This window comes from Gordonia alkanivorans (assembly GCF_004011905.1).
In the GTDB taxonomy this organism is placed as follows: Bacteria; Actinomycetota; Actinomycetes; order Mycobacteriales; family Mycobacteriaceae; genus Gordonia; species Gordonia alkanivorans.
This window is the reverse complement of the sequence record NZ_CP027114.1, coordinates 413,397-436,777: the sequence shown is the minus strand read 5'-3', so window position 1 is coordinate 436,777 and position 23,381 is coordinate 413,397. Positions and strand designations below refer to the sequence as shown.

Below are 23,381 nucleotides of genomic sequence, written 5' to 3'. Positions count from 1 at the left end.
CTCGCGGCGTCGAAAGTTCCGATCAGAACGGTGCGGGGCCGTCTTCGGCTTCGCGTCGTTCGCGTTCGCGCTGGTTGCGGGCGCGTTCGGCTCGCCGCCGGGCGTGTTTCGCGGCGGTTCGGTTGCTCGGCGGTGGGGTGTTGTCGCCGGTGATGACCCGTGGCGGGGGTGGGGCTTGGGCGGGTTGTTCGAAGCGGATGCGTCGAAGGTTGGGGAAGAGGTCCTCCAGTGTTTCGGCGTCGCCGTGGATGCGATAGCCCTCGGGGGTGATGTATTCGGTGACCAGACGTCCGTCGTGGTCGCGGTATTGGACGTCGGTCCAGTCGCCGAACGTCTTGTGCAGATGCCCGTACCGGCATTTTGGGGCGAGGTTCTCACTCGATGTCGCGCCGCCGCGGGCGGGATTGTGGTGGTCGTATTCGGCGACGTGATCGAGGTCGGAGTCGAACGCCGAGCGATCGCAGAAGGGATCGCCGCAGTAACCGTGCCGGATGCGTACGAAATCGGCACAGGCTTGGGTGGGCCGGTACGGGTCCGACGGTAGGGAGCCGGGGTAGACGATGACCAACTCGGCCGAGGGCACGGAAGCGTCATCGGTCGTCGACGTATCCGATTGTTTCCGAGCATGTTTCACGGTATGCGTGTCGAGGGCGTCGCCCTCGGAGCTCTCGCCCTCGGAGTCGTTTGCTCTGGTGTCGGCGACCACGCCCATCGGTGAGGTGCGGATCGGGGTGACCGGGGTGATGCTGGCGTCGGGGCGGGCGGCGAGGTCGCGGACATGCTCATCGGAGATGACGCCGTGGCCGTCGATCCAGCCGATTCCGGGGGCGCCGGCCAGCGTGGCCGCGTCGGTGACCACGTGGATGTGGACCTGCGACCGGATCGAGGCGACAACAGTGTGGGGATCGGGGGTCTGGGCGGTGCAGTCTTCGCGGTCGCAGTGGCACTCGAAGGCGGTGCTGGTCAGCAGGGCGAACATGGCGTCGGAGTTGCGTTGCCCGACGGTGCGGCCGTCGTGTGTGCATACCGAATCGGCGAGAGCACGGACGGCTTTGGCCGCGATACGGGTGTTCTCGGCGGACATGACCCCGGTGATCTCGCCGGTGCCGTCGTCGAGGATGTGGAGGAACATGCCGCGGTTGTCGAGGGCTTCTTTGCGCCGTTCGCGGACCAGGTCGGGGTCGTGGCGGAAGACCAGGCGGTCGACCATGTCGCGCAGGCGGGCGCGGCTCCACGCGCCCTTCTTGTTGCGTAGGGTGGCGGCGATCTCGGCGTCGAGGGTCGGGGTGATCGAGGAGTCGGCGGGCACGAGTGCGGTGCGCGAGACGATCGCCTGCACCTGCCAGCGGGTGGTGATGCCATCGCGCAGGGTGTCGAGGACTTCGGGGAGGTTCTCGTGGAGGGTGATGGTTTCGTCGATGAGGATCTCGGCTTGGCGTCGCGTCATCGACAGCTGGCGTGAGACCCGCTGGACGCAGTCGGCCTCACCGGTGGCGATGATCCCGCCGTCGACGGTGGGGCGGGTGGCGATGCTCCGTTCGGCGATCGCGTGCACCGTGCCGTAGCGGGTCCAGTGCTCATGCGATTCGCGCCGCTGTGACGCTGTGAGTTCGTCCATGAGTGTGTACATGTCGGCGCTGTACGGGTGGGCAGGATCGTAGGGGTGGGCAGGATCGACCCCGGCGACAACCTCGCCTGATGGATCGTTCCGATTCCCCAACACCTTGCCCCCAGAAGCGTTGCAGCGCCAACCCGGATAGGGCGGCTCACCTGCTGACAACCAATGTAGACCCGACCGCCGACAAGTATGGATTCTCATCCACAGGGCGCGACTAGTTACACAGCTGTGTAGCAACCGGATTCGGAACGGCGTCCTCGATCGAATTCGAAACCGCCGGAACGGCATCGCACGCGACGTCGTTGCGGATAATCGCTCGACTCGGCAGGGCCTGCCTAGCCGAGCTCGAACACCACCGGCGCATGGTCGCTGGCGCCCTTGCGTTTCCGGGCGTCGCGGTCGATGTGGGCACCCATGACGCGCGTGTCGAGCGCGGGCGAGCAGAACGCGTAGTCGATACGCATCCCCTCGTTTCGCGGGAAACGCAACTGCGTGTAGTCCCAGAACGTGTAACCCGGGGCGTAGGGCAGCGCGGAGTCGACCAGTCCGCCGTCCAGAAAGCGCTGCACTGCAGCACGTTCGGGCGGCGTGACGTGGGTGCGTCCCTCGAAGTACTCGCGGTCCCAGACGTCGTCGTCGGTCTGCGCGACGTTCCAGTCACCGGCCAGCATCATCTCGGCGGCCGGATCGTGTGCCAGCCGCAACGCGATGTGGTCACCGAGGGCGTCGAGCCAGCGGAGTTTGTACTCGTAGTGCGGGTCCTCGGGCGTTCGCCCGTTGGGTACGTACAGACTCCAGACGCGAATCCCGGCGCACACCGCGGAGATCGCGCGCGCCTCACGGATCGGCTGACCGTCGACCGGATAGGTGGGCACCCCGTCGAACGAGACCTCCACGGCATCGAGCCCGACCCGCGACGCGATCGCCACGCCGTTGTAGGCGCCCTGTCCGATGTGCGCCACGTCGTATCCGGATGCGAGGAAGCTCATCAGCGGGAAGGCGTCGTCGTGACACTTCGTCTCCTGCATCGCGAGGACGTCGATCTCGGCATGTTCCATCCACTCGACCACCGACTCTGATCGTGCGCGGATGGAGTTGACGTTCCACGTGGCGATCCGCATTCAGCACTCCTCGAGGTCGACGACCGGCACACCGGCGCCATCCCAGCGCGCTCGTACGGCCGAGGCGCGTGACGACGACGTCGACAGGATCAGTGCGAAAGTCCGTCCCACATCGCGATAGTGATCGCGGTAGAAGTCGATCGAGTCGGCGAACCAGGCGAAGGTCGCGTCGTCTTCTTCGAGGAGGCGGTGAGCCTGCATGATGTGGGTGACGATGGCCGACGGTGTGCGTCCGTCGGTGTCGGGGGTGTCGAGATCGCGCATGCAATCGTCGAACGCATCCCGATTGCGGCCGAAGTGATCCGGGAAATCCCAGACGCGCGCGAAGGTCGAGTACAGCGTGCCGGTGGTGGTCGCCGCCGTACCGCTGATGGTGCGCAGGCGGGTGTCGGGACCGAGGTCGGGCAGGTCCGTGGACAGGGTGAGTCCGACGGCCGGGCCGTCGTGTCCGGCGGTCTCGAGGAAGCGCCGGAGGTGAACGGCGGAATCGTCGTGCGAGGTCATGACGGTCCTCGCATCTGGATGAACGACCGGTAGTGATCGGCGGTGTACCAGGCGGTTCCGTCGCTACCGGTGACGATCCGTTCGGCGTCCCGGCTGCGGCCGGGTTCCTTCGGGTTGACGTCCCATTCCCGGTAGGTGACGCGGCGTCCGTCGGCGTCGGTGAGCGGCAGACGACGCTCGTTGTTACGGAAGGTGATTCCGCCCTTCGTCCCCGGTGCGCGGGCCGCCTCCGGCCACTCACCGGCGTCGATGAGGGCAAGCGTGCGTGTGACATGCGCAGGTACCGCAGTGGGCGTCGGCGTCTTTGCCGTGGTCTCGGCGGCCGAGGTCCGGACCGTCGAACTCTTCGACGAGGCCGAACCTGCAGAGACGGGCTCGTCGGTCCCGGAGTCGCTGCCGCCGTTGATGAACCAGGTGATCGCGAACACCAGCGCGATGACGAGAGCGGCGGTGGTGATCTCGGCCTGCCGACGGCGTCGGGCGACGGACGGCGTCGAGCGTGAACGGCTGGGCATCAGTGGTCTCCGGGCGCGGGAGTGTCGAGCATCACGTAGCGGTAGCTGTGGTGCAGGCCGAAGCCGAGCCGGCGGTACCAGGCTCCGGCGAGACGGTTGGTCGTCTCGACCTGTAGATAGGCGTGATCGGCGCCGTGCTCGGCCCCCCACGCGACCAGCTCCGCGAGGATCTGTGAGGACAACCCCGTCCGGCGTCGCTCCGGGTCGGTCCACAGTGCCGACAGTCCCAACCACCGTCGGCCGTCCGGGGATTCGGTGACCACGCCGCGGCCGATCGCGATGACCGCCGATGACTCGTCGCGGATCGCGGCGAAGACCGGCGGCCCGTCGCCGGCGGTCACCACCTGCCGTACGGCGTCGGTGGCGTCCTCGACGTCGGTGTCGTCGCCGGCACGGTGCCCGGTGTAGGCGGCGAGCCATTCGGCATCCGGCTCGTCGGATAGACGAACTGCGTCGGAACGGGACCCGGCCAGCCGTGCCGTCAGCGGCGCCGCGTCGCAGGTGAGCATCTGCACCTCGATGTCCTGGACACCGCCGACGGTGGCGGCCTTCACCAGGCGCTCGGGGAGTGCGAGAAGGGGCGGCAGGTCTCGTTCGGCGTACCACCGCGCGATGCGGGCGAGCGTCGTCGCGTCCGGGTGGGCCGACATGTCCAGTGGGATCGCGGAGTTCGCGCGGCGGCTGAACCCGTGTCCGGCGCGGACGAACCACCCGGCGATCCACGCGGTCTCCACTCCCGGCCAGGATCGTGCCGCGACACCCTCCAGGGCGCGGATTCCCTTGTTACGCACCGGCGTCGCCGAGAGGAGCCGCACCGAGGTGACGGTGGCAGCGGGGATCGACACCACCTCGCCGTCGCGTTCGAGGCGAAGCGGATCGGTGTCGTCGAGCAGGACGCCGGTGACATCCGATTGCGCCGCATCGGGATTGCCGCGCCAGTCTGCGGGCGTCGAGTCACCCAGCAGATAGCGCACGACGACCCGGTCGCCGATCACGGCGCCCGACTTCGTCGTGTGCAGCTGGGACACTGTCGCCCGGTGTGGCCTGATCGGTGGCGGTCAGTCGTCGTCGTCATCGTCGTCGTGCCCGAACGGGTCGGCGACGGCGCCCGGCAGCCAGGTCAGTCCGGGGACACCCCACTTGTTGCGCTTGATGGCCTTCTTCGCGGCGCGCGCATTGCGGCCGACGAGCACGTCGACATAGAGGAAGCCGTCGAGGTGGCCGACCTCGTGCTGCAGCATCCGGGCGAAGAAGCCGTTGCCCTCGATGACGACCTCGGCGCCGGTCCGGTCGACGCCGGTGACGCGTGCCCAGTCGGCGCGGCCGGTGGGGAACTGCTCGCCCGGCACCGACAAGCAACCCTCGTCGTTGTCGTCGGGATCGGGCATGGTCTCGGGGATCTCGGAGGTCTCCAGGACCGGGTTGATCACCTCGCCGCGGCGTCGGGTCGCCATGCGGTCGCCGTCGGGGCAGTCGTAGACGAACATGCGAGACCCGACCCCGACCTGGTTGGCGGCCAGTCCGACGCCGTGGGCGGCATCCATGGTGTCGAACATGTCGTCGAGGAGCGTGATGACCTCCTGCGACGGACGGCCGTCCGCGTCGAGCGGGACCGGGGAGGTGGGCTGGTGCAGCACCGGCTCGCCCACGATGCAGATCGGGAGAATCGACATGTCGATCACCCTAACGCTGCTCAGAGCGCCGCAACGACGCCGGGTACGGCGTCGCGGACCGGCCGTGCGTCGTGGCGAGTCACAGCACGATCGGACGCCCTGACCGTGGTTAGATTGTCTGCGAACCACACTGTTGTGATTCGTCGCCGTGCCGCCGATGTCCGATTCGTTCCGTCTGGATCGGCCCGCCGGTTCCGTGCACGTCAGCGACGGTGTGAGGGTCATCAGGTTTATCGGTGAGGGAGTGAGATGGACGGCGCAACCGCGCGTAGCCAGAACGACGGCGAGCAACCCACCCCCGACAACGGAGCCCAGCCCGACCCGCACGAGGTCGGTGCGGACGGTCTGTCGCGCCGAGAACACGACATCCTGGCCTTCGAACGTCAGTGGTGGAAGTACGCCGGCGCCAAGGAAGAAGCCATCAAGGAACTGTTCGGCCTGTCGGCGACCCGGTACTACCAGGTACTCAACGCGCTGGTCGACCGGCCGGAGGCGCTGGCCGCGGATCCCATGCTCGTCAAGCGACTCCGCCGTCTCCGTGCGTCGCGCCAGAAGGCCCGCGCCGCGCGCCGTCTGGGCTTCGAGATCACCTGAGACGCTGACCCCGGTCAGCCACCCGAGGTGCGTTAAGGTCGTCGGTGATGAATGCAGACCGTGAGCCCAATCGCCTGCCGCTGCGCGCGGGGGCGATGATGCTCTTCGCAGTGGCCGTCGTCTTCATCGGGCTCGGCTGGCATTCCGCGGCGACCTCGGGAAGCGAACCCCAGGCCACCGAGACCACCGCGACCGCCACCCCGACACCCGCCTCCACCACGTCGTCGACCTCCGCGTCGTCGACGACGAAGCGGGTGTGCGTGATCAACGCCGGTCAGGTGTCCGGACTCGCCTCGGATGTGAGTGACCTGCTGAAGGAGAAGGGCTACACGATGGCCCAGCCCGGCAACTACACCGCCGGCGGTTTCAGCGAGAACACGATCTTCTACGACTCGGACTCCGACAGGGCCCAGGCCGACGAGCTTGCGAAGGCACTGGGCGGCACGGTCTCGGTCGAGGAGCGTCCCAGCTCGTTCACCCGATGCAAGGGCGGGGTCCCGGTGATCGTGGTGACCGCGGTCAGTGGATCGTGACGCACGCGGCCGGACTATCGTCGAATCATTCGCACAACTTCAACAGCGCGCAGTGCAGTCGTCGCGCACCGTTGGGCCGACGCCCAGTGAACCGCCCACAGCCGGGCGAAGCCCCGGTGACAGTGATCAAGGAGTGACATGTCCGGACGTTCGAAACTCACCGCGTCGCGCGCCCTCGCCGCGCTGGCTTCCGCGGGACTGATCGGGGTCGCCCTGGCCGGGTGCAGCCCCGATCAGAACCCCACGGATGTCCCCGGCACGACACCGCCGGTGATCTCCGACAAGCCGCTGCCCCCGGGTGCCGCGGACAACGTCGACGACGAGCCCAGCGGTCAGGTCGCGACCGCCGAGATCAAGGACACCTCCGGCAAGGTCGTCGGCGAGGCCACCTTCTCGGCCGAGTCCCAGGGCGACGGCCCGGTCACGGTCAGCGTTCGTGTCACCGACGGTGACCTACCCGCAGGCTTCCACGGCATGCACATCCACGAGAACGGCACCTGCGACGCCGGTTCCGGTGGGGCACAGGCCTTCACCTCGGCCGGTGGACACCTGCAGGTCGACGGCAACACCAGCCACCCCGCAAGCGGTGACCTGGTCTCGATCAACATCCTCGAAGACCACACCGGTCGTACCGTGACGACCACCGACGCGGTGAAGCTGGATCAGGTCTTCGGCAAGGCCATCATGATCCACGAGAAGCCCGACAACTTCGGCAACATCCCGGCCGACAAGTACCCGGGTGGACCGAAGGAAGACACCCTGAAGACCGGTGACGCCGGCTCGCGGATCGCGTGCGGCGTCATCGAAGAGCGCAGCTAGGCACCCGCGATCCGGCACCGGGCGCGGCCGCCCATGTCACCGATCGAGTTCGACGGGTCGCCGACCCCCACGCTGGGGGTCGAGTGGGAATTCGCTCTGACCGACAAGGTCACCGGCGATCTGTCGAACTCGGCGGCGGCGCTCTTCGCCGCGGTCGGTGAGCATCACCCCGACCGTGAGGGGAAGATCCACAAGGAACTGCTCCGCAACACCGTCGAACTCGTGACGGGAATCTGCCGCACCACCGGTGAGGCGATCGCGGATCTGACCGACACCCTCGGCGTCGTACGGGTCCTGACCGAGGAGCTCGGCGTCGACCTGTACGGCGCGGGCACGCATCCGTTCGCCCAGTACTCGACTCAGCTGCTCACCGAGGGGCACCGCTACGCCGAGCTCATCGAGCGCACCCAGTGGTGGGGCCGGCAGATGCTCATCTGGGGTGTCCATGTCCACGTCGGGATCAGCCACCGCGACAAGGTCCTCCCGATCCTCGACTCCCTGCTGAACTTCTATCCGCACCTGCTGGCGCTGTCCTCGTCGTCGCCGATGTGGGCCGGCCAGGACACCGGTTACGCCAGCAACCGCGCGATGATGTTCCAGCAGCTCCCGACCGCGGGACTGCCCTTCCAGTTCGAGACGTGGGACCAGTTCGAGGCCTTCGTCGCCGACCAGAAGACGACCGGCATCATCGACCACCTCAACGAGATCCGTTGGGACATCCGCCCGTCACCGCATCTCGGCACGATCGAGGTCCGCGTCTGCGACGGCATGACCAACCTCGGGGAGCTCTCCGCGATCGTCGCGCTGATCCATTGCCTCGTCGTCGATCTCGACCGCCGCTTCTCCGCGGGGGAGACCCTCCCCACGATGGCACCCTGGCTGGTCCAGGAGAACAAGTGGCGCGCAGCGCGTTACGGCCTCGAGGCCATCGTCATCCTCGACGGGCAGTGCCGGGAACAACTCGTCACCGACGATCTGCACAGGCTGCTCGAACGTCTCCAGCCGATCGCGCGCGACCTCGGTTGCGTCGACGAACTCGCCGGCGTGGAGAGAATCATCGCGCAGGGCGCCAGCTATCAGCGCCAGCGTGCGGTGTACCGCGACACCCACTCCATGCGCGACGTCGTCGCGTCCGTCGTGGCCGAGTTGGACTGACCCTTCGACACGCTCCTCCGCAAGCTCCGGGGCTACTCAGGGAGCGGCAGGTGGTCCCGTCGCAGCGCGCACTACCCGGGGTGGGCCGAGGCGCCTAATCCCGGTCGGGTGACTCCATGTCGCGCTCCTCCATGAGGCCGTCGCGGGCGCGCTGTTCCTGATAGGCGAGGCGTCCGATCCGGTGGGCGACCACCGGTGCCGTGATCAGTGCGAAGAGCCCGGCCAGGATGAGCATCCCGGCGTCGACGTTGTCGCCGAGGCGGACCACCGCGCCGAGCAGGATCAGCAGCAGCCCGAAGGTCTGCGGTTTGGTGGCGGCGTGCATCCGGCTCAGCGTGTCCGGGAACCGCACCAGACCGATGGCCGCGGTGACCGCCATGAGGCAGCCGATGAGGATCAGCGTTCCGCTGATGATGTCCACGATCATTTCTGCACCGTCATGTCTGGTCATCCCGGACTCGGAATCGTGCGATCGCCACCGATCCCACGAAGCTCAGCAGCGACAGCGCGACGATGGCCGGCACGACCGTCGAGTCGAGGCTGTAGGCCGCCCACACACCGAGACCGCACATGCACAGCGCGATGAGGACGTCGAGCGAGACCAGACGGTCCAGCGTCGACGGTCCGCGCAGGATGGCGATCATCGTCAGGATCGCGGCGACCAGGAGCATCGTCGCCGCGACCGTCCACACGACGCTCATGACTCACCTCGATCCGAGCGGGAGGTTTCCGGCGTCGCGGTCGGGATGTCCGCCGACTGCGCACCGGCGACCGGTTGGATGGGCCGCACGTGATGGAAGTCCTCGTCGATGCCGTGGTACGGGCTGGGATGCCATTCGCTGTCCCGCTCGAAGGCCTTGATGAACATGCGCTCGACGTAGGCGACCTGGTCGTAGAACGCGCGCACCTTCTTCTCCGACCGGACGTCGAAGACGTGGACATACAGCATGCGACGACGGTGGTCGATCTCGAGCACCATCGTGCCGGGCACGAGGTTCAGGTAGTCGACGGCGAGGGTGAGGACCATGTCGGACTTGATCGCGACCCGGACGCGCACGACGGCACCGAGTGGCGGTCGGCCGGGTCGGATGGCCATCCAGCCGATCTGCAGGCTCGAGACGAAGAAGTCGACGACGAGCCGGACGACGAGCCGGGCCAGCGACAGCGGGTGGATTCGGCCCTCGACGGGTACGCGCGGTAGGGGCAGCACGGTGAGCACCGCAACCGCGAGGACCACGCCGCCGATGATGTTGGCCCACGAAACGGTGCCCCACAACAACACCCAGACGAAGGTCAGCCAGGCGATGGTCCACAGCCGGACCCCGACCTCGCGGCTGTCGCTGCCGAGCCACTTGGGCAGGCGCGTGTGACTGCGCAGCCACACCAGAGCACTGACGAAGTGCCAGAAGATGAACAGCAGTGACACCCGCCAGGTGTTGATCACCAGCGAGAGCACGGGGCCCTTGGTGGACACCACCGGGGCGCGTAGCTTCATGGTCCGTTCGCCACCGTCGGGCTGCTTCCCGCTGGGCTGTTCTCCGGTCGTCATCGTGATTCACCTCCGCCCAGTACGGCCTCGACGTACACGCCGCGGTGGACGACGTCGGTTGCGGCGCTGTCGGTGAAGTCGAAGATCGGGCCGGCCCACAGTGTGAGCACCAGACCGGCGACGACCATCGCGAACGTGGGGAGGACCATCATCGCCGGCATGCGGCCGACGTCCTCACGTTCGGAGAAGGCGCCGTCGTCGCGTTCGTCGATGAGTGCGGACGGTCCCTGGTCGGCGAGTTCGCCTTCGGGGGCGTCGGCGCGGGGCCGCCAGAAGCCCTTGGTCCAGATTCGGGCCACCACGTACAGCGTGAGGAGGCTGGTGACGACCGAGCCGGCCACCAGAATCCAGGCCAGCACCGATCCGTTCTGGACGCCGGCCTCGAGGAGTGCGACCTTGCCGATGAACCCGGAGAACGGCGGGATACCCCCCAGGTTGAGGGCCGGGACGAGGAAGAGGACGGCGAGGACGGGGCTGGCGATCAGGCCGCCGAGCCGACGCAGTGAGGCCGATCCCGCCTGACGCTCGATCAGGCCCACCACCAGGAACAACGTGGTCTGTACGAGGATGTGGTGGGCGACGTAGTAGATTGCCGCCGACATCCCGAGTTCCGACGACAGCGCGACGCCGAAGACCATGTAGCCGATGTGGCTGACGAGGGTGAACGACAGCAGACGTTTGATGTCGGACTGGGCGATCGCACCGAAGATGCCCACGATCATCGTCAGCAGACCCGCGACCATGAGCACCGTGTCCATCGACCCGCCGGGGAACAACAGGGTGTGGGCGCGGACGATCGCGTACACACCGACCTTGGTGAGGAGGCCCGCGAACACCGCGGTGACCGGGGCGGGCGCGGTGGGGTAGGAGTCGGGCAGCCACGTCGACAGGGGGAAGACCGCGGCCTTGATGCCGAACGCCACGAGCAGTACCGCATAGAGGGCGTTGCGGGTGCCGTCGGGCACGTCGTCGAGGCGGACCGCCATCTCCGCGAGGTTGAGCGTCCCCGTGGTGGCGTAGGCGAAGGCGATGCCGGCCAGGAAGATCAGCGACGACAACATCGACACCATCACGTACGACGCGCCGGCGCGGACGCGTTCCTCGCTGGCGCCGAGCGTGAGCAGCACGAAGCTCGCGGTGAGCAGCACCTCGAAGGAGACGTAGAGGTTGAACAGGTCGCCGGCCAGGAAGGCGTTGCAGACACCCGCGGTCAGGATCAGGTAGGTCGGCAGGAAGATCGACGTCGGCTGCTGGGCCGTGCCGTCACGGATACCCTGACCGATCGCGTACACGACGACGCACAGCAGCACGATCGTCGAGACGACCAGCATCAGCGCCGCGAGCTGGTCGACGACCAGCGTGATCCCGAGTGGGCCGTTGGGGAAGCCCTTGTCACCCCAGCCGCCGATCGCGACCGCGAAGGTACCGTGCCGGTCGGTCAGGTAGAGCAGCAGACACGACGCGATGAACGCCACCGAGATCGCCGCGATGGCGACCACGCGCTGGAACCGCGGGCTGCGGCCGAGTAGCAGCGACAGCGCGGCGGCGCCGAGGGGGACCAGCGTCGGCAGCGTGATCAGGACGGGAATCCAGGACGGCTGCGGAGTCATCGGTCACCCCCTTCGGAATCGTGTTCGGCGTCGTCGGTGGCGACCTTCTCCCCGGAGCTCCCGATGACCTTCGGGTGGTCGGAGTCGTCCTCGGGGATCTTGTCTCCCACGAGGTCCGGGTCGTCCTCGGAACTGTCGGACCCGATCTCGTCGATGACGTCGGAGTCGGTCGGCATGATGTCGGTCTCGTGCAGCGCCGCGTGACGTTCGGCGACCTCCTCGGGGGAGAGGGGGTTACCCGAGTCGTCGAAGTAGTCGCCGCTGGCGGTATCGGACAGCGTGACCGGGTCGTCGCTGCGGTCGCGATCGGGGGCCGTGTCGAGTGTGCCCGTCTTGATCTTGACGTCCTCGACGTCGTCCTCGAGATCGTCGTCGTCGCGGTTGATCACGAACAGCCGGTAGACGAGCGCGAGCACGAACGCCGCGACGCCCATGGTGATGACGATCGCGGTCAGGATCATTCCCTGGGCGAGCGGGTCGGCATCCGTGGCTCGGTTCTCCGACGACCGGCCCAGGATCGGCGGATTACCCATCCCGCCGGACACCACGATGATCATCAGGTTGAGCGAGTTGCCGGCGAGGAGCAGGCCGAACAACATCCGGACCAGGCTGCGTTCCATCAGCAGGTACACGCCGCACGCGGCCATGACCCCGACGACGAGGAGGAGTGGGAGATTGGTGCTCATCGGACCACCTGTCCCTCTCCCGCGGGGACGTTCTCGGCCGTCGGCTCGTCGGATTCGGCCGGGATCGCCGACGGATCGGTCTGGGTGCGGACGGGAGTGCGCGCCATCGTCGTCTCGACGTCGAGGCGGGCCCCGAGGCTGCGCAGCACGTCGAGTACCAGTCCGATCACGATGAGGTAGATCCCGAGGTCGAAGAACAGCGCGGTGACCAGCTTGATGTCGCCGAGGACCGGGACGGTGATCTCGAAGACGGCGGACGAGAGCGCGGGCGCCCCGAGGAACAACGACATGATCGCGGTGGCGGCGGAGATCGCCAGACCTGCGCCCAGGATGCGGCCCGGTTCGATCGGCAGGGCCTCCCCGAGCTCGTAGCGGCCACCCGCCAGGTACCGCAGTACCAGCGCGAGACCCATGGTGAGGCCACCGGCGAATCCGCCGCCCGGCGAGTTGTGTCCGGCGTAGAAGAAGTAGACCGACAGCACGACCATCGTCGGGAACAGCAGTCGGGTGGTGGCCTCGAGGACCATCGATCGATGCCGGGGGTCGCGCAGACCAGACCCGAGCAGCCAGGTCGTGCGGTCCGGTGGGATCGGATCGTCGTCGTCATCGGTGTCGTTGTCGCTGATCCCGGCCTGCAGGCGAGCGGCGTCGGCGACGCGTGGTACCGCGCCGAAGCGCCGGTTGCGGAACACCATCGAGGCGACACCCGTCGCCGCGGCGATCAGCACGGACACCTCGCCGAGTGTGTCCCACGCGCGGATGTCGACGAGGATGACGTTCACCGCGTTCGCGCCCTGACCGAACTTGTAGGCGGCCTCGGGAAGGTCGACGTGCAGTGGCTCGGTCGAGCGTGCGGAGGCCGCGTACAGGCCGATCACCACGAGCATGGCGCCGAAGGCGAGGCCGATCAGCGCGCGCAGGGGCTTGAAGCCGGTGGCGTGCCGCTTCTCCGGCTCGGCCGGCAGCTTACGCAGGACGAGCACGAAGATGACCAGCGTCAGCGTCTCCACCAGGAACTGGGTGAGCGCGAGGTCGGGGGCGCCGTAGAGGGCGAACAACATGCCGCAGCCGTAACCGGTTACGCCGACGAGCAGCGTCGCGGCGAGACGATTGCGCAGGACGACCGCTGCGATCGAAGCAGCGATCATGATGCCGCCGATGACGAACTGGGGAGCGGTGGCGTCGTAGTCGATCTGCAGCTGGTCACGGGCGCCGAGGAACAGCACGATCGTCGGCAACAGGATCGCCGTGCAGAGGATGACGCCCTGGGTGACGGGCAGCGATCCGCGCTGGGTGTTGCGTGTGAGCAGCAGTGAGACGGTGTCGGCCGAACGCAGCGCGGCGTCGTAGATCCGGTCGGCGTTGAGCATCGGCCGGAAACCGAAGACACGGTCGCGGATCTTGCGGATGCCGAGGAAGGCGATGACACCGCCGACGATCACGATGATCGAGAAGATCACCGGGAGTCCGAAACCGTGCCACAGCGCGAGGTGTTCGAGCTCGTGTCCGTAGCTGTTCAGGGTCTCGGCGTAGGGCTCGAAGAGGGCGCCGATCGGCCCGCTGACGAAGCCGGCGACCACACCGGCGACGGCGAGGACGACCGGGGAGATGTAGAAGGCCCAGGCGGGGGCGTGCATCTTCGCCACGGCCGGGCTGGGTGTGTTGCGGACCTTGCGTCCGAACGCGCCCCACAGGAAGCGCAGCGTGTACGCGCAGGTGATGATCGATCCGACCAGCAGGACGATGTCGACGGTGTGGGCCTGCCAGGAACTGAGGGCCCCGGTGTCCCAGACCGACGCGAAGGCGGTCTCCTTGCCGATGAACCCGAAGGTGAACGGGATGCCGGCCATGCTCGCACCGGCGAGCGCCGCGGTGACGGCGAGCACCGGCAGGCGGTGCCCGAGACGTGCGAGCTTGCGGATGTCGCGGGTACCGGTCGCGTGGTCGATGATGCCGACGACCATGAACAGCGACGCCTTGAACATGGCGTGCGCGACGAGCATGGCGAGGCCTGCCATGGCCACGTTCGCATCGCCGATGCCGACGAGGACGGCCATGAATCCCAGCTGGGACACGGTGCCGAAGGCGAGGATGAGTTTCAGGTCGAGTTCACGGAGTGAACGCCAGCCCCCGAGGACCATCGTCAGCGCACCGAGGCCGACGACGGCGATCTGCCAGCTGGCGGTGGCCGAGAAGCCCGGGGCCAGACGCGCGATCAGGTAGATGCCGGCTTTCACCATCGCGGCAGCATGCAGGTAGGCGCTGACCGGCGTGGGGGCGGCCATCGCGCCCGGGAGCCAGAAGTGGAACGGGACGATGGCCGACTTGCTGAGCGCGCCGATGAGCAGCAGGACGATCGCGATGTCGACGTAGACGCCGGTCGGCGGTGCCGCGATGATCTCCGAGAGCAGGTAGGTCCCGGAGCGTTCGCCCAGCATGATGATGCCGACGAGCATGGCCAGGCCACCGAAGGTGGTGACCAGGAGAGCCTGGGTGGCCGATCGCCGGGCCGTCGCACGGACGCCGTAGAAGCCGACGAGCATGAACGACAGGACGGTCGTGAGCTCCCAGAACACGTAGAGCACGAGCATGTTGTCAGAGATGACCAGACCGAACATGGCCGCCGCGAAGGCCACCATCTCGCCACCGAACAGCGCGACGCGCGGGCGGGCGTCGTCGAAGTAGTGGGCGCAGTAGCAGAGCACGAGGGCGCCGACGCCCAGGATCAGGACCGACAGGATCGCCGTGAGGGTGTCGAAGCGGGTGACGATGTCCATCTGCAACGACGGAACCCAGCTCACCGTCTCCACGACGGCGCGGTCGGCCTCGGGGGCGGGCCAGTGGGTGATCACCCAGATCAGGGCGCCGAGCGGCGCGAGCGCGAGGATGTAGAAACCCCGGGTGCCGATCCAGTGGATGACTGCGGGCGCGATCAGTGCGCACACTGCCAACGCAGCCAACACAGAAATCAAAAGGGCACTCCGTCTTTCTCCCGGCGGGGTGTCACGGGCGAACACCCGCGGGAACTACTTTACCGTTGCCCGTATGTTCCGGTTCGACTGGCTCTGGCGTCTCGTTGTGGTACTGGCTTCGATCGCGGTGGTCGGTGGCGCGCTGGCCGGGTGCAGCGAGGAGGAGCAGGCGGGCCCCGATGGGGTTCCGCTGCCGTCTGATTTTCCCGTCACGCAGGTGCCGCTGATCGACGGGCACGTGCTGTCGGCGAGCGGTACGCGCGCCGACGGCTGGGAGGTCACCGTCCAGGGTCCGGCGAACGCCGGCAATCAGCTCGAGGCGGCGACGAAGAAGCTGACCGACGCCGGTTACACCGAATCGCACCGTTCCACCGAAGGTGGTCAGTCGGTCGCCGTGTTGTCCGCATCCAAGGGCGGATCAACCTATTGGGTCCAGATCGGGGCCTCCCCGCAGGCGGCCGGTGGCGGTTCATCGGTGTTTTATCTGGTCAACGTCGAATAGTCGACGTCATGAGCCCCCGCTCCGGCGGGGGCTTTTTCGTACCCGAAGCGGCGAGACAAATGACAGAAGATGTCAGGTGTTGACCTAACGCCATTCGGTTATTACCCTTCCTTGTGACCCGCTTCACAGCGCAGCGCTCCCGTGCCGGACGCCATGTTCGGCACCGGGCGCACAACCGAGATCGAGGAGCTGTTCCATGACGACGACCGAACAGGTGACCGACCCCCTGGAGACCATCGCCGACCGCGACAGGGTGTTCATCGGCGGACACTGGGTGGAGTCCAGCGGCGACGAGTGGATCGAGGTGGTCGACTCGTGGTCCGAGCGCACCGCGGCCCGCGTTCGCGCTGCCACCGCCGACGACGTGGCGCGTGCCGTCGACGTCGCCCGGGCATCGTTCGACTGCGGCGAGTGGGCGCGTAAGTCGCCCGCCGAACGCGCCGATGTCATCGACGTGATCGCCGACCGCCTCGAGGCGCGCATCCCCGAACTCACCACGCTCGGCATCGCCGAGGTGGGGGTCACCACCCCGGTCAGCGCCATGACCCAGCAGATGATCCTCGGCCTGTTCCGTGCGGTGGCCGCCGAGGCGCGGAAGGTGAACATCGTCGAGGAGCGTCCGCGCGCCGACGGCGGGGTATCGCGCATCGTCAAGGAGCCGACCGGCGTCGTCGCCGCGATCATCCCGTGGAACGGTCCCATCGGCAGCATCGCCTTCAAGGTCATCCCGGCACTGGCCGCCGGTTGCTCGGTCATTCTCAAGACCTCGCCCGAGGCGCCGCTGTCGCCGTCGGTGTTCGCCGACGTGGTCGCCGAGCTCGTCGAGGAGGGTTCGATCCCCGAGGGCGTCCTCAGCGTGCTCGTCGCCGACCGGGAGGTCTCCGAGTCGCTCGTGGTCAACCCGAAGGTCGACCACATCACCTTCACCGGCAGCACCTCGGTGGGACGCCGGATCATGGGTCTCGCGGCGGACCGGGTCGCGAAGGTGTCCCTGGAGTTGGGCGGCAAGTCCGCCGCGATCATCCTCGACGACGCGGACCTCGGCACTGTGATGGCCAATCTGCCGATGGCCGGCTGCATGCAGTCCGGCCAGGCGTGCGTCGCGCTGACCCGCGTTCTCGTCTCGCGCGAGCGTCACGACGAGATCGTGGGGGCGTACAAGGCTGCGCTGGACATGATCCCGATCGGAAACCCTTGGGAGCAGACGAATTTCCTCGGTCCGCTGACCTCGGCACGGCACCGGGACCGGGTCGAGGGCTATATCGAGAAGGCCAAGGCCGAAGGTGGCGAGGTGGTCTACGGCGGCGGTCGGGTCGGGGATCAGGGCTTCTTCGTGCAGCCCACGATCATCGACAACGTCCGCAACGACATGACGATCGCGCAGGAAGAGGTGTTCGGTCCGGTCATCTCGATCATCACCTACGAGGATGAAGACGACGCGGTGGCGATCGCAAACGACTCGGTCTACGGCTTGTCCGGTGCGGTCTTCACCGCCGATGTCGAGCGCGGATTCCAATTGGCGCAACGTATCCGGACCGGAACGGTCAACGTGAACACTTCGGTGCTCGACTTCACGCTTCCGTTCGGCGGATACAAGCAGTCCGGTGTCGGCCGCGAGGGCGGGGCCGAGGGGCTCGAGGAATTCTTCGAGATCAAGACGGTGCACCTGCCGGCTCCCCAGCCGTCCTGACCCCGCTGCGGCCCGGCCGCGTCCCCGACTGCCCGACACACAGCTGAAAAGACGCCGCATCGGCGACCCCTCGCTGGTCGCCAACGTGGTGTGCGGTCCCGACGGAACGACCAGGCGTGACGCTGTCACGCCTGGTCGTCGTCGTTCAAAGTGACTGTGTGGCAACGTCAAAAGAACAATGCGAGCTGCTGACAAATATCACTTGACGTCTCATGTTCAACGCTCTACCGTGAGTCGAGAAGGTGGCGGTCATCACATCGACTCTCGCGTCACGATGCGGGTCACCTCGTTTTCACGGCGTCAGTCAGCCTGTCTGCGATCTCTTCGGCAGGTATCGCCACACACCCCAGAGCAAGGATCGAACATGAAACTCGAAGGCAAAGTCGCACTCATCACCGGAGCGGGTTCGGGTCTCGGCCGCCAGTCATCGCAGATGTTCACTGCGGAGGGCGCCAAGGTCGCGGTCGTCGACATCGACGCCGACCGCGCCGAACAGACGGTGAAGCTGGTCGAGCAGCAGGGCGGCGAGGCGATCGCCATCACCGCCGACGTCTCGAAGAAGGACGAGATCACGGCCGCGGTCGAGGCGACGGTCGCCGAGTTCGGCAAGCTCGACATCGCCTGGGCCAACGCCGGAATCGTGTCCCGCGGCGGTGTTCCCTCCGTCGCCGGCGGCGAGCAGGTCAACTTCGAGGACCTGACCGAGCAGGACTGGAACGACGTCCTCGGCGTCAACCTCTCGGGTGTCATCTTCACCGCGCAGGCGGCTGTTCCCCACCTGAAGGCCAACGGCGGCGGCACCATCATCGCCACCTCGTCTGCTGCCTCGTTCCTCGCCTACCACCAGATCGCCCTGTACTCGGCCACCAAGGCCGGCGTCAACGGCCTGGTCCGCGGCTTGAGCCTGGACCTCGGCCCGTTCGGCATCCGGGTCAACGGCATCGCACCGACCCACGGTATGTCGCCGAACTTTCTGATGCCCGCGGGTTCGCCGGTCGTCGGTCAGTCCTACGAAGAGGTCGCCGGCCCGTGGGATCCGTGGGTCTCGCCGATCCCCCTCAAGCTGAACCGCCCGCCGTCACTCGTCGACAACGCCAAGATCGCCCTGTTCCTGGCCTCGGACGACTCGGCCTACATGTCGGGTCAGGTTATCGGCTCGGGCGACGGCGGCACCCTGTCCCGCGTGGGCATGTGGTTCCCCGAGGATCTCGACCAGAAGAACCCGAACGCCTGATCATGTCCTCCCCGCAGCCCACCACTCTCACTGTGGATCGCGTGGCGTGCGCCGGACACGGACTGTGCTACGGGGTCGCCCCTGATCTGATCGACGCCGACGATCAGGGCGACCCCGTGGTCCCGGAGCGCACTCTCACGCCGGACGAGGCGACTCAGGCGAGCGAGGCGGTGTCGATGTGCCCGGAACGGGCACTGGCACTGCTCACCACCACATCCACGACCACCAAGGATCAGCAATGACAACAGCGGAACGATCCCGCGAGGACGTCACCGTCGACTTCGACGTCTACGACCCGTCCATCGCAGCCCCGGTAGATCGATTCCAGGAGTTCGCCGCAGAACTCGCCGCGAAGGGTCCGGTCGTTTACTCGACCGCCCATGGCGGACACTGGATCGTCACCTCCTACAACGAGATCCACGAGGTTCTGCGTGACGCGGAAACCTTCTCCAGTTACCCCAACAACCTGGTGACGAACGAGGCCTTCGGCAAGTTCATCCCGATCGAGCTCGACCCGCCGGAACACACCGGCTACCGCAAGGCGCTTCAGCCGCTGTTCGGTCCGGCCCGCATGAAGAAGCTGTCCGACGACATCCGCGGCGTCGTCAACGACCTGCTCGACGGGTTTGCGAAGAAGGGTGAGGCCGAATACATCTCGGAGTTCGCACACGAACTCCCGGCCCGCATCTTCCTGGCGCTCATGGACTGGCCGGTCGAGGACGCGCCGCTGTTCACCGAGGCCACCGATGTCGTGCTGTTCGGCAAGCCCGGTGGCACCGAACAGGAATCGCTGGAAGCGCGCGCCATCGCCGGCATGCAGATGCTCGGCTACTTCCAGAAGATGGTCGACGAGCGACGTGCGAACCCAGGTGACGACGTCACCTCGCAGCTCATCCACACAGAGGTGGAGCTCGAGGACGGTCTCCGGCTGCTGACCGACGAAGAGCTGAACAGGATGTTCTTCCTGCTGCTCATCGCCGGCCTGCACACGGTGCAGGGCTCGCTGGCGTGGGCGATCGTCCACCTGGTCAACAATCCCGAGCAGCGACAGGCGATCATCGACGACCCCGAGCTGATGATCCCGACCGCGGTCGAGGAGATCCTGCGCATCGAGGCCGCCGTGGTCCCCGGGCGTCGTGCCACCCGCGACGTCGAACTGGGCGGAATGAAGATCTCCGAAGGCGAGCAGCTGATCCTGATGCTCTGCTCGGCCAACCGCGACGACGAGGAATTCGACGACCCGGACGCGCTCGACATCGCCCGCAAGCCGAACCGTCACCTGTCCTTCGGTGGTGGGCCGCACCGTTGCCTCGGTTCGCATCTGGCGCGTATCGAACTCACGATCGCACTCGAGGAGATCCTGCGCCGCATCCCCGATTTCCGGCTCGTGGAATCAGATCCGCCGGTGTTCCACTCCAGTCAGGTGCGCGGGTGTGTCCGCATGCCGATCCGGTTCACCCCGGAGCCCTGACCCGGCTTGGCGTGCCCTGATCACCGGTGTGGTGGGTTGTGTTCCCCGCCCGCCACACCGGTCCAGGGGTGGCGCGCCATTGCTCCATAAAACTTACTACTGTAGGTTTACTGCAGTATCCGCCCCAGTCCGGACGGGTGCATACCAACTCGTAGACAACCGCTCCTCCACGGAGGGAACCATGACCACTTCGCTTCCCCGGCAAGACCGAATCCGGCGTGCGCTCGAGCTCCTGCGCAATGAGACGACGGACAAGTTCGATGAGATCGTGCAGTTCGAGCCCGAGGAGTTCACCGACCCGGCGCTCGCCAAGGAGGAGCGCGACCACATCTTCGGCCGGGTGCCGTCGATCGTCGCGCACGGCAGCGAGATCTCGCGGCCCAACGATTTCGTGACGGTCCAGATGCCGCGGAACAACATCATCGTGGTGCGGCAGAAGGACGGCGGTGTCCGCTCCTTCGTCAATCTCTGCCGGCATCGGGGCGCGATGCTGGAGAAGAGCGAGAAGGGGCGCTGCCGGATCTTCTCCTGCGGCTACCACCGCTGGTCCTACGATCCGGACGGTTCATTGCGGACCATCACGCGAGACTCGACTTTCGGCGATGTGGACCGTTCCGACCACGGCCTGATCGAGATCCCGACCGAAGAGCGTCACGGGTTCATCTGGGTCGTCGACAACGCCTCGGCCGAGATCGACGTCGCGGCCTGGCTCGGTCCCGAGATCGACCCGATGCTCGCCGAGTACAACCTGGACAAGCTGGTCTGCTTCCGGGCCGCGGGTTTCGACGAACCCACGAACTGGAAGATCATGCAGGATGCGTTCCTGGACGGCTACCACATCCAGTACGCGCACCCGAACACCGCCGGAAAGATCATCCACACCAACGTGATGGCCTTCGAGGACTTCGGCCGGCACTGCCGATTCATCGCGCCGCGCAAGTCGATCGACCGCTTCCTCGAAGAGGATCCCGGTGATGCCCCGCTGGACAAGTTCGTCACCGAGACGCATTGGCTCGGGCCGAACAGCACCCTGCTCCGCCAGCCGGATCACTTCCAGCTCTTGACGTTCCGTCCGCACCCCACCGATCCGGCCAAGTCCCGGATGGAACAGCGCCTGATGGTGCCGACCGTCGAGGACAGCGGTATGGAGCAGGAACGGTGGGAGCGCCTGTGGAACAAGAACTGGGAGATCCTGCTCGCGGTCCTGCATCAGGAGGACTTCCCGTTGCTGCGCGATTCGCAACAGGGCATGGGCAGTGCCGACGCGGGTGACATGCTGCTCGGCCGCAACGAGATCGCCAACCAGGTCTTCCGTCGTGAGACCAAGAGGCTCGTCGCCGAGGGTCGCGCCGCCGGCTCGTGAGGTCGAGGGGGCGGTTCGCGGGAACCGGCCCGCAGCGGCAAAGTCCGATTTATCCTATAAGCGTTAGGTGATTGAGGGGCCGGCCGACATGCCGGATCTGCGCAGTGCGGCGGCCGCACCCCTCGGCCGTATCGAAACCTGTTGACATAGAAGAAAGTACGATCATGACCGCAACCATCGGCAAGGCGCTCGACTGGTGGGCCCGTACCAAGGGCGATACCACCGCAGTGGTGTTCTCCGATTCCGAGATCTCCTACCGCGAGCTGCGGGACTGGACCAGTCGCATCGCCCGCCTCCTCGTCGAGGGCAAGGGCGTCGCGCCTGGCGCCCGGGTGGGTCTCCTCGGACCGAACTCGCTCGAGTGGCCGGTCGCGGCCCTCGGCGCGCTGAAGTCCGGCGGCGTCCTGGTTCCGCTGAACAGTCGCTACCGTCCGGCCGAGCTGCGGAAGATCGCCGACGACGCCGGTATCGGCGTCGTGATCGTGGCCCCGGGCTTCGAGCAGCTGGCCGAGGACACCGCGGCGATCGGTGAACCGTTCAGCGTCATCACCTACGCCGAGCTCGAGGCGCTGCGCGCCGGCGGCGCGGACGACTTCCGCGTCGATCTCGAACCCGACGAGCCGACGACCGTGCTGTTCACCAGCGGGTCCACCGGGCTGTCCAAGGGTGTGATCCTCACCAACCGGACGCTCATGTCGATCGTCTTCGAGAACACCCTCACCGAGGAGGGTTTCCGGCCGGGAACCACCACGCTGCTGGTCCTGCCGCTCGCATTCACTCCGGGCCTGGTCTACGGACTCCTGATCACGACGGTTCTGGGCGGCACGTTGGTCGTCGAGCCGGAGCTGAATCCCTCGAACGCGGTGAAGCTCCTCGAGAAGCATTCGGTGGAGGCCATCTTCGGCGTCCCGCTGATCTTCGAGGCCATCTCGCGTGCCCCGGAGTTCGCCGAGGCGGACCTGAGCGCCCTGAAGACCGCGATCGTCGGCGGCGCAGCCGTTCCGGTGCCGCTGCTGAAGCGCTGGGCCGACAAGGGTGTCCTCCTGCGTCAGATCTACGGCATGACCGAGGCCGGCGGTGTCGCGACCGCGACGATCCGTGAGGAGGCCTTCGAGTTCCCGGACCGGTGCGGCACGGGGTCGATCTTCACCGAGGTCAAGGTCTTCAACGACAGGGGTGAGGAAGCGGCTCCCGGAGAAGCGGGCGAACTCGTGGTCCGCGGCCCGGGTGTCACCCCCGGCTACTGGAACGACCCCGAGACCACCGCGCAGGCGCTGCGCGACGGCTGGCTGCACAGCGGTGACCTCGGCGAAGCCGACGAGGACGGCCGGGTGAAGTTCGTCGACCGACTCAAGGACCTCATCATCTCCGGCGGCATCAACATCTCGCCGGTGGAACTCGAGATCGCGATCGGCGCCATCGACGGAGTCCAGGAGGTCGCCGTGATCGCGGCGAACGACGACCGGTTCGGCGAGACGCCGGCGGCGATCGTGACGGCCGCGGACGTCGACGAGAAGACGATCGTCGAGCACTGCCAGAAGGTCCTGGCCGACTTCAAGGTGCCTCGTTACGTCGTGATCCGTCAGGACCCGCTGCCCCGTCTGCCCAGCGGGAAGATCGCCAAGACGGTGATCCGGGACGAGTACAAGGATGTGGACACTCGCTTCGAGCGCGTGCGCTGAGGGGTGCGCGTGCGTTAGACGAGGTACGCGCTGCTGGTGAGACGGCCGAGGTCGCGGAGGATATCCGCACCTCGGTCGTTTTGCTGTTCC

The 23,381-nt window shown here is 67.0% G+C and carries 23 protein-coding genes; 11 read left to right on the top strand and 12 right to left on the bottom strand.

Annotated features, from left to right (window positions below):
- Positions 1-22 precede the first annotated feature (22 nt).
- The 6 genes from C5O27_RS02020 to C5O27_RS01995 form a co-directional block, all read right to left on the bottom strand.
- Positions 23-1,630, bottom strand: coding sequence for a DUF222 domain-containing protein (locus C5O27_RS02020; RefSeq protein WP_244216578.1), 1,608 nt, complete (start codon positions 1,628-1,630; stop codon positions 23-25).
- A gap of 323 nt (positions 1,631-1,953) precedes the next feature.
- A complete protein-coding gene (locus C5O27_RS02015) occupies positions 1,954-2,739 on the bottom strand; it encodes an exodeoxyribonuclease III (RefSeq protein ID WP_127961782.1) in 786 nt (261 codons plus the stop codon).
- Positions 2,740-3,243: a barstar family protein gene (locus tag C5O27_RS02010; protein ID WP_127961781.1), complete on the bottom strand. Its 504-nt coding sequence runs from the start codon at positions 3,241-3,243 to the stop codon at positions 2,740-2,742.
- Entirely contained in the window at positions 3,240-3,758 is a 519-nt protein-coding gene (locus C5O27_RS02005) for a guanyl-specific ribonuclease (protein WP_127961780.1), read from the bottom strand. The genes C5O27_RS02010 and C5O27_RS02005 overlap by 4 nt, the downstream gene beginning before the upstream one ends.
- Positions 3,758-4,786, bottom strand: a complete 1,029-nt coding sequence (locus tag C5O27_RS02000) for an N-acetylglutamate synthase, CG3035 family (protein WP_127961779.1) — start codon at positions 4,784-4,786, stop codon at positions 3,758-3,760. The genes C5O27_RS02005 and C5O27_RS02000 overlap by 1 nt, the downstream gene beginning before the upstream one ends.
- 30 nt (positions 4,787-4,816) lie before the next feature.
- Entirely contained in the window at positions 4,817-5,431 is a 615-nt protein-coding gene (locus C5O27_RS01995) for a peptide deformylase (protein ID WP_127961778.1), read from the bottom strand.
- Positions 5,432-5,680: 249 nt separating this feature from the next.
- On the opposite strand from C5O27_RS01995, the gene C5O27_RS01990 reads away from it, so the two are divergent.
- From C5O27_RS01990 to C5O27_RS01975, 4 genes are all read left to right on the top strand, one after another.
- The gene (locus tag C5O27_RS01990) at positions 5,681-6,025 is read left to right on the top strand and encodes a nucleoid-associated protein NapA (protein ID WP_006358107.1); all 345 of its coding nucleotides are present in this window, start codon (positions 5,681-5,683) and stop codon (positions 6,023-6,025) included.
- Positions 6,026-6,072: 47 nt separating this feature from the next.
- Positions 6,073-6,558 (top strand): LytR C-terminal domain-containing protein, encoded by a 486-nt coding sequence (locus tag C5O27_RS01985; protein WP_127961777.1) that lies wholly within the window; start codon positions 6,073-6,075, stop codon positions 6,556-6,558.
- Between the two features lie 138 nt (positions 6,559-6,696).
- Complete coding sequence (locus C5O27_RS01980) at positions 6,697-7,377, top strand: superoxide dismutase family protein (protein ID WP_035755223.1); 681 nt, start codon at positions 6,697-6,699, stop codon at positions 7,375-7,377.
- A 33-nt stretch (positions 7,378-7,410) separates the two neighbouring features.
- Complete coding sequence (locus tag C5O27_RS01975; RefSeq protein ID WP_035755221.1) at positions 7,411-8,532, top strand: glutamate--cysteine ligase; 1,122 nt, start codon at positions 7,411-7,413, stop codon at positions 8,530-8,532.
- Positions 8,533-8,626: 94 nt separating this feature from the next.
- Here C5O27_RS01975 and mnhG read toward each other — a convergent pair whose 3' ends face one another.
- From mnhG to C5O27_RS01945, 6 genes are read right to left on the bottom strand one after another with little or no spacing between them, the layout of a single operon-like run.
- On the bottom strand, positions 8,627-8,959 hold the full coding sequence (mnhG, locus tag C5O27_RS01970) for a monovalent cation/H(+) antiporter subunit G (RefSeq protein WP_035754943.1): 333 nt from the start codon (positions 8,957-8,959) through the stop codon (positions 8,627-8,629).
- A gap of 10 nt (positions 8,960-8,969) precedes the next feature.
- Positions 8,970-9,233, bottom strand: a complete 264-nt coding sequence (locus tag C5O27_RS01965; RefSeq protein ID WP_127961776.1) for a monovalent cation/H+ antiporter complex subunit F — start codon at positions 9,231-9,233, stop codon at positions 8,970-8,972.
- Positions 9,230-10,081, bottom strand: coding sequence for a Na+/H+ antiporter subunit E (locus C5O27_RS01960; RefSeq protein ID WP_127961775.1), 852 nt, complete (start codon positions 10,079-10,081; stop codon positions 9,230-9,232). Before C5O27_RS01960 ends, C5O27_RS01965 begins: the two co-directional genes overlap by 4 nt.
- The gene (locus tag C5O27_RS01955; protein WP_006358098.1) at positions 10,078-11,691 is read right to left on the bottom strand and encodes a Na+/H+ antiporter subunit D; all 1,614 of its coding nucleotides are present in this window, start codon (positions 11,689-11,691) and stop codon (positions 10,078-10,080) included. Before C5O27_RS01955 ends, C5O27_RS01960 begins: the two co-directional genes overlap by 4 nt.
- The gene (locus C5O27_RS01950; protein ID WP_006358097.1) at positions 11,688-12,377 is read right to left on the bottom strand and encodes a Na(+)/H(+) antiporter subunit C; all 690 of its coding nucleotides are present in this window, start codon (positions 12,375-12,377) and stop codon (positions 11,688-11,690) included. The genes C5O27_RS01955 and C5O27_RS01950 overlap by 4 nt, the downstream gene beginning before the upstream one ends.
- The gene (locus C5O27_RS01945; protein WP_127961774.1) at positions 12,374-15,349 is read right to left on the bottom strand and encodes a Na+/H+ antiporter subunit A; all 2,976 of its coding nucleotides are present in this window, start codon (positions 15,347-15,349) and stop codon (positions 12,374-12,376) included. The genes C5O27_RS01950 and C5O27_RS01945 overlap by 4 nt, the downstream gene beginning before the upstream one ends.
- Before the next feature lie 73 nt (positions 15,350-15,422).
- On the opposite strand from C5O27_RS01945, the gene C5O27_RS01940 reads away from it, so the two are divergent.
- The 7 genes from C5O27_RS01940 (at position 15,423) to C5O27_RS01910 (ending at position 23,291) form a co-directional block, all read left to right on the top strand.
- Positions 15,423-15,851 carry a hypothetical protein gene (locus tag C5O27_RS01940; protein WP_127961773.1) on the top strand — a complete coding sequence of 143 codons (429 nt, stop codon included), beginning with the start codon at positions 15,423-15,425 and terminating at the stop codon, positions 15,849-15,851.
- Positions 15,852-16,047: 196 nt separating this feature from the next.
- Complete coding sequence (locus tag C5O27_RS01935; protein WP_127961772.1) at positions 16,048-17,541, top strand: aldehyde dehydrogenase; 1,494 nt, start codon at positions 16,048-16,050, stop codon at positions 17,539-17,541.
- 364 nt (positions 17,542-17,905) lie between these two features.
- Positions 17,906-18,775 carry an SDR family NAD(P)-dependent oxidoreductase gene (locus C5O27_RS01930; protein WP_127961771.1) on the top strand — a complete coding sequence of 290 codons (870 nt, stop codon included), beginning with the start codon at positions 17,906-17,908 and terminating at the stop codon, positions 18,773-18,775.
- A gap of 2 nt (positions 18,776-18,777) precedes the next feature.
- Entirely contained in the window at positions 18,778-19,017 is a 240-nt protein-coding gene (locus C5O27_RS01925; RefSeq protein WP_127961770.1) for a ferredoxin, read from the top strand.
- Positions 19,014-20,246, top strand: coding sequence for a cytochrome P450 (locus C5O27_RS01920; protein ID WP_127961769.1), 1,233 nt, complete (start codon positions 19,014-19,016; stop codon positions 20,244-20,246). Before C5O27_RS01925 ends, C5O27_RS01920 begins: the two co-directional genes overlap by 4 nt.
- Positions 20,247-20,427: 181 nt before the next feature.
- A complete protein-coding gene (locus C5O27_RS01915) occupies positions 20,428-21,609 on the top strand; it encodes an aromatic ring-hydroxylating oxygenase subunit alpha (RefSeq protein ID WP_127961768.1) in 1,182 nt (393 codons plus the stop codon).
- Positions 21,610-21,773: 164 nt separating this feature from the next.
- Complete coding sequence (locus C5O27_RS01910; protein ID WP_127961767.1) at positions 21,774-23,291, top strand: class I adenylate-forming enzyme family protein; 1,518 nt, start codon at positions 21,774-21,776, stop codon at positions 23,289-23,291.
- Positions 23,292-23,381: the final 90 nt, after the last annotated feature.

What these genes read in the sequence shown, in the direction of transcription:
- C5O27_RS02020 (WP_244216578.1), bottom strand. Translation starts at nt 1,630, where the DNA reads ATGTACACACTCATGGACGAACTCACAGCGTCACAGCGGCGCGAATCG.
- C5O27_RS02015 (WP_127961782.1), bottom strand. Translation starts at nt 2,739, where the DNA reads ATGCGGATCGCCACGTGGAACGTCAACTCCATCCGCGCACGATCAGAG.
- C5O27_RS02010 (WP_127961781.1), bottom strand. Translation starts at nt 3,243, where the DNA reads ATGACCTCGCACGACGATTCCGCCGTTCACCTCCGGCGCTTCCTCGAG.
- C5O27_RS02005 (WP_127961780.1), bottom strand. Translation starts at nt 3,758, where the DNA reads ATGCCCAGCCGTTCACGCTCGACGCCGTCCGTCGCCCGACGCCGTCGG.
- C5O27_RS01995 (WP_127961778.1), bottom strand. Translation starts at nt 5,431, where the DNA reads ATGTCGATTCTCCCGATCTGCATCGTGGGCGAGCCGGTGCTGCACCAG.
- C5O27_RS01990 (WP_006358107.1), top strand. Translation starts at nt 5,681, where the DNA reads ATGGACGGCGCAACCGCGCGTAGCCAGAACGACGGCGAGCAACCCACC.
- C5O27_RS01985 (WP_127961777.1), top strand. Translation starts at nt 6,073, where the DNA reads ATGAATGCAGACCGTGAGCCCAATCGCCTGCCGCTGCGCGCGGGGGCG.
- C5O27_RS01980 (WP_035755223.1), top strand. Translation starts at nt 6,697, where the DNA reads ATGTCCGGACGTTCGAAACTCACCGCGTCGCGCGCCCTCGCCGCGCTG.
- C5O27_RS01975 (WP_035755221.1), top strand. Translation starts at nt 7,411, where the DNA reads ATGTCACCGATCGAGTTCGACGGGTCGCCGACCCCCACGCTGGGGGTC.
- mnhG (WP_035754943.1), bottom strand. Translation starts at nt 8,959, where the DNA reads ATGATCGTGGACATCATCAGCGGAACGCTGATCCTCATCGGCTGCCTC.
- C5O27_RS01965 (WP_127961776.1), bottom strand. Translation starts at nt 9,233, where the DNA reads ATGAGCGTCGTGTGGACGGTCGCGGCGACGATGCTCCTGGTCGCCGCG.
- C5O27_RS01960 (WP_127961775.1), bottom strand. Translation starts at nt 10,081, where the DNA reads ATGACGACCGGAGAACAGCCCAGCGGGAAGCAGCCCGACGGTGGCGAA.
- C5O27_RS01955 (WP_006358098.1), bottom strand. Translation starts at nt 11,691, where the DNA reads ATGACTCCGCAGCCGTCCTGGATTCCCGTCCTGATCACGCTGCCGACG.
- C5O27_RS01950 (WP_006358097.1), bottom strand. Translation starts at nt 12,377, where the DNA reads ATGAGCACCAATCTCCCACTCCTCCTCGTCGTCGGGGTCATGGCCGCG.
- C5O27_RS01940 (WP_127961773.1), top strand. Translation starts at nt 15,423, where the DNA reads ATGTTCCGGTTCGACTGGCTCTGGCGTCTCGTTGTGGTACTGGCTTCG.
- C5O27_RS01935 (WP_127961772.1), top strand. Translation starts at nt 16,048, where the DNA reads ATGACGACGACCGAACAGGTGACCGACCCCCTGGAGACCATCGCCGAC.
- C5O27_RS01930 (WP_127961771.1), top strand. Translation starts at nt 17,906, where the DNA reads ATGAAACTCGAAGGCAAAGTCGCACTCATCACCGGAGCGGGTTCGGGT.
- C5O27_RS01925 (WP_127961770.1), top strand. Translation starts at nt 18,778, where the DNA reads ATGTCCTCCCCGCAGCCCACCACTCTCACTGTGGATCGCGTGGCGTGC.
- C5O27_RS01920 (WP_127961769.1), top strand. Translation starts at nt 19,014, where the DNA reads ATGACAACAGCGGAACGATCCCGCGAGGACGTCACCGTCGACTTCGAC.
- C5O27_RS01915 (WP_127961768.1), top strand. Translation starts at nt 20,428, where the DNA reads ATGACCACTTCGCTTCCCCGGCAAGACCGAATCCGGCGTGCGCTCGAG.
- C5O27_RS01910 (WP_127961767.1), top strand. Translation starts at nt 21,774, where the DNA reads ATGACCGCAACCATCGGCAAGGCGCTCGACTGGTGGGCCCGTACCAAG.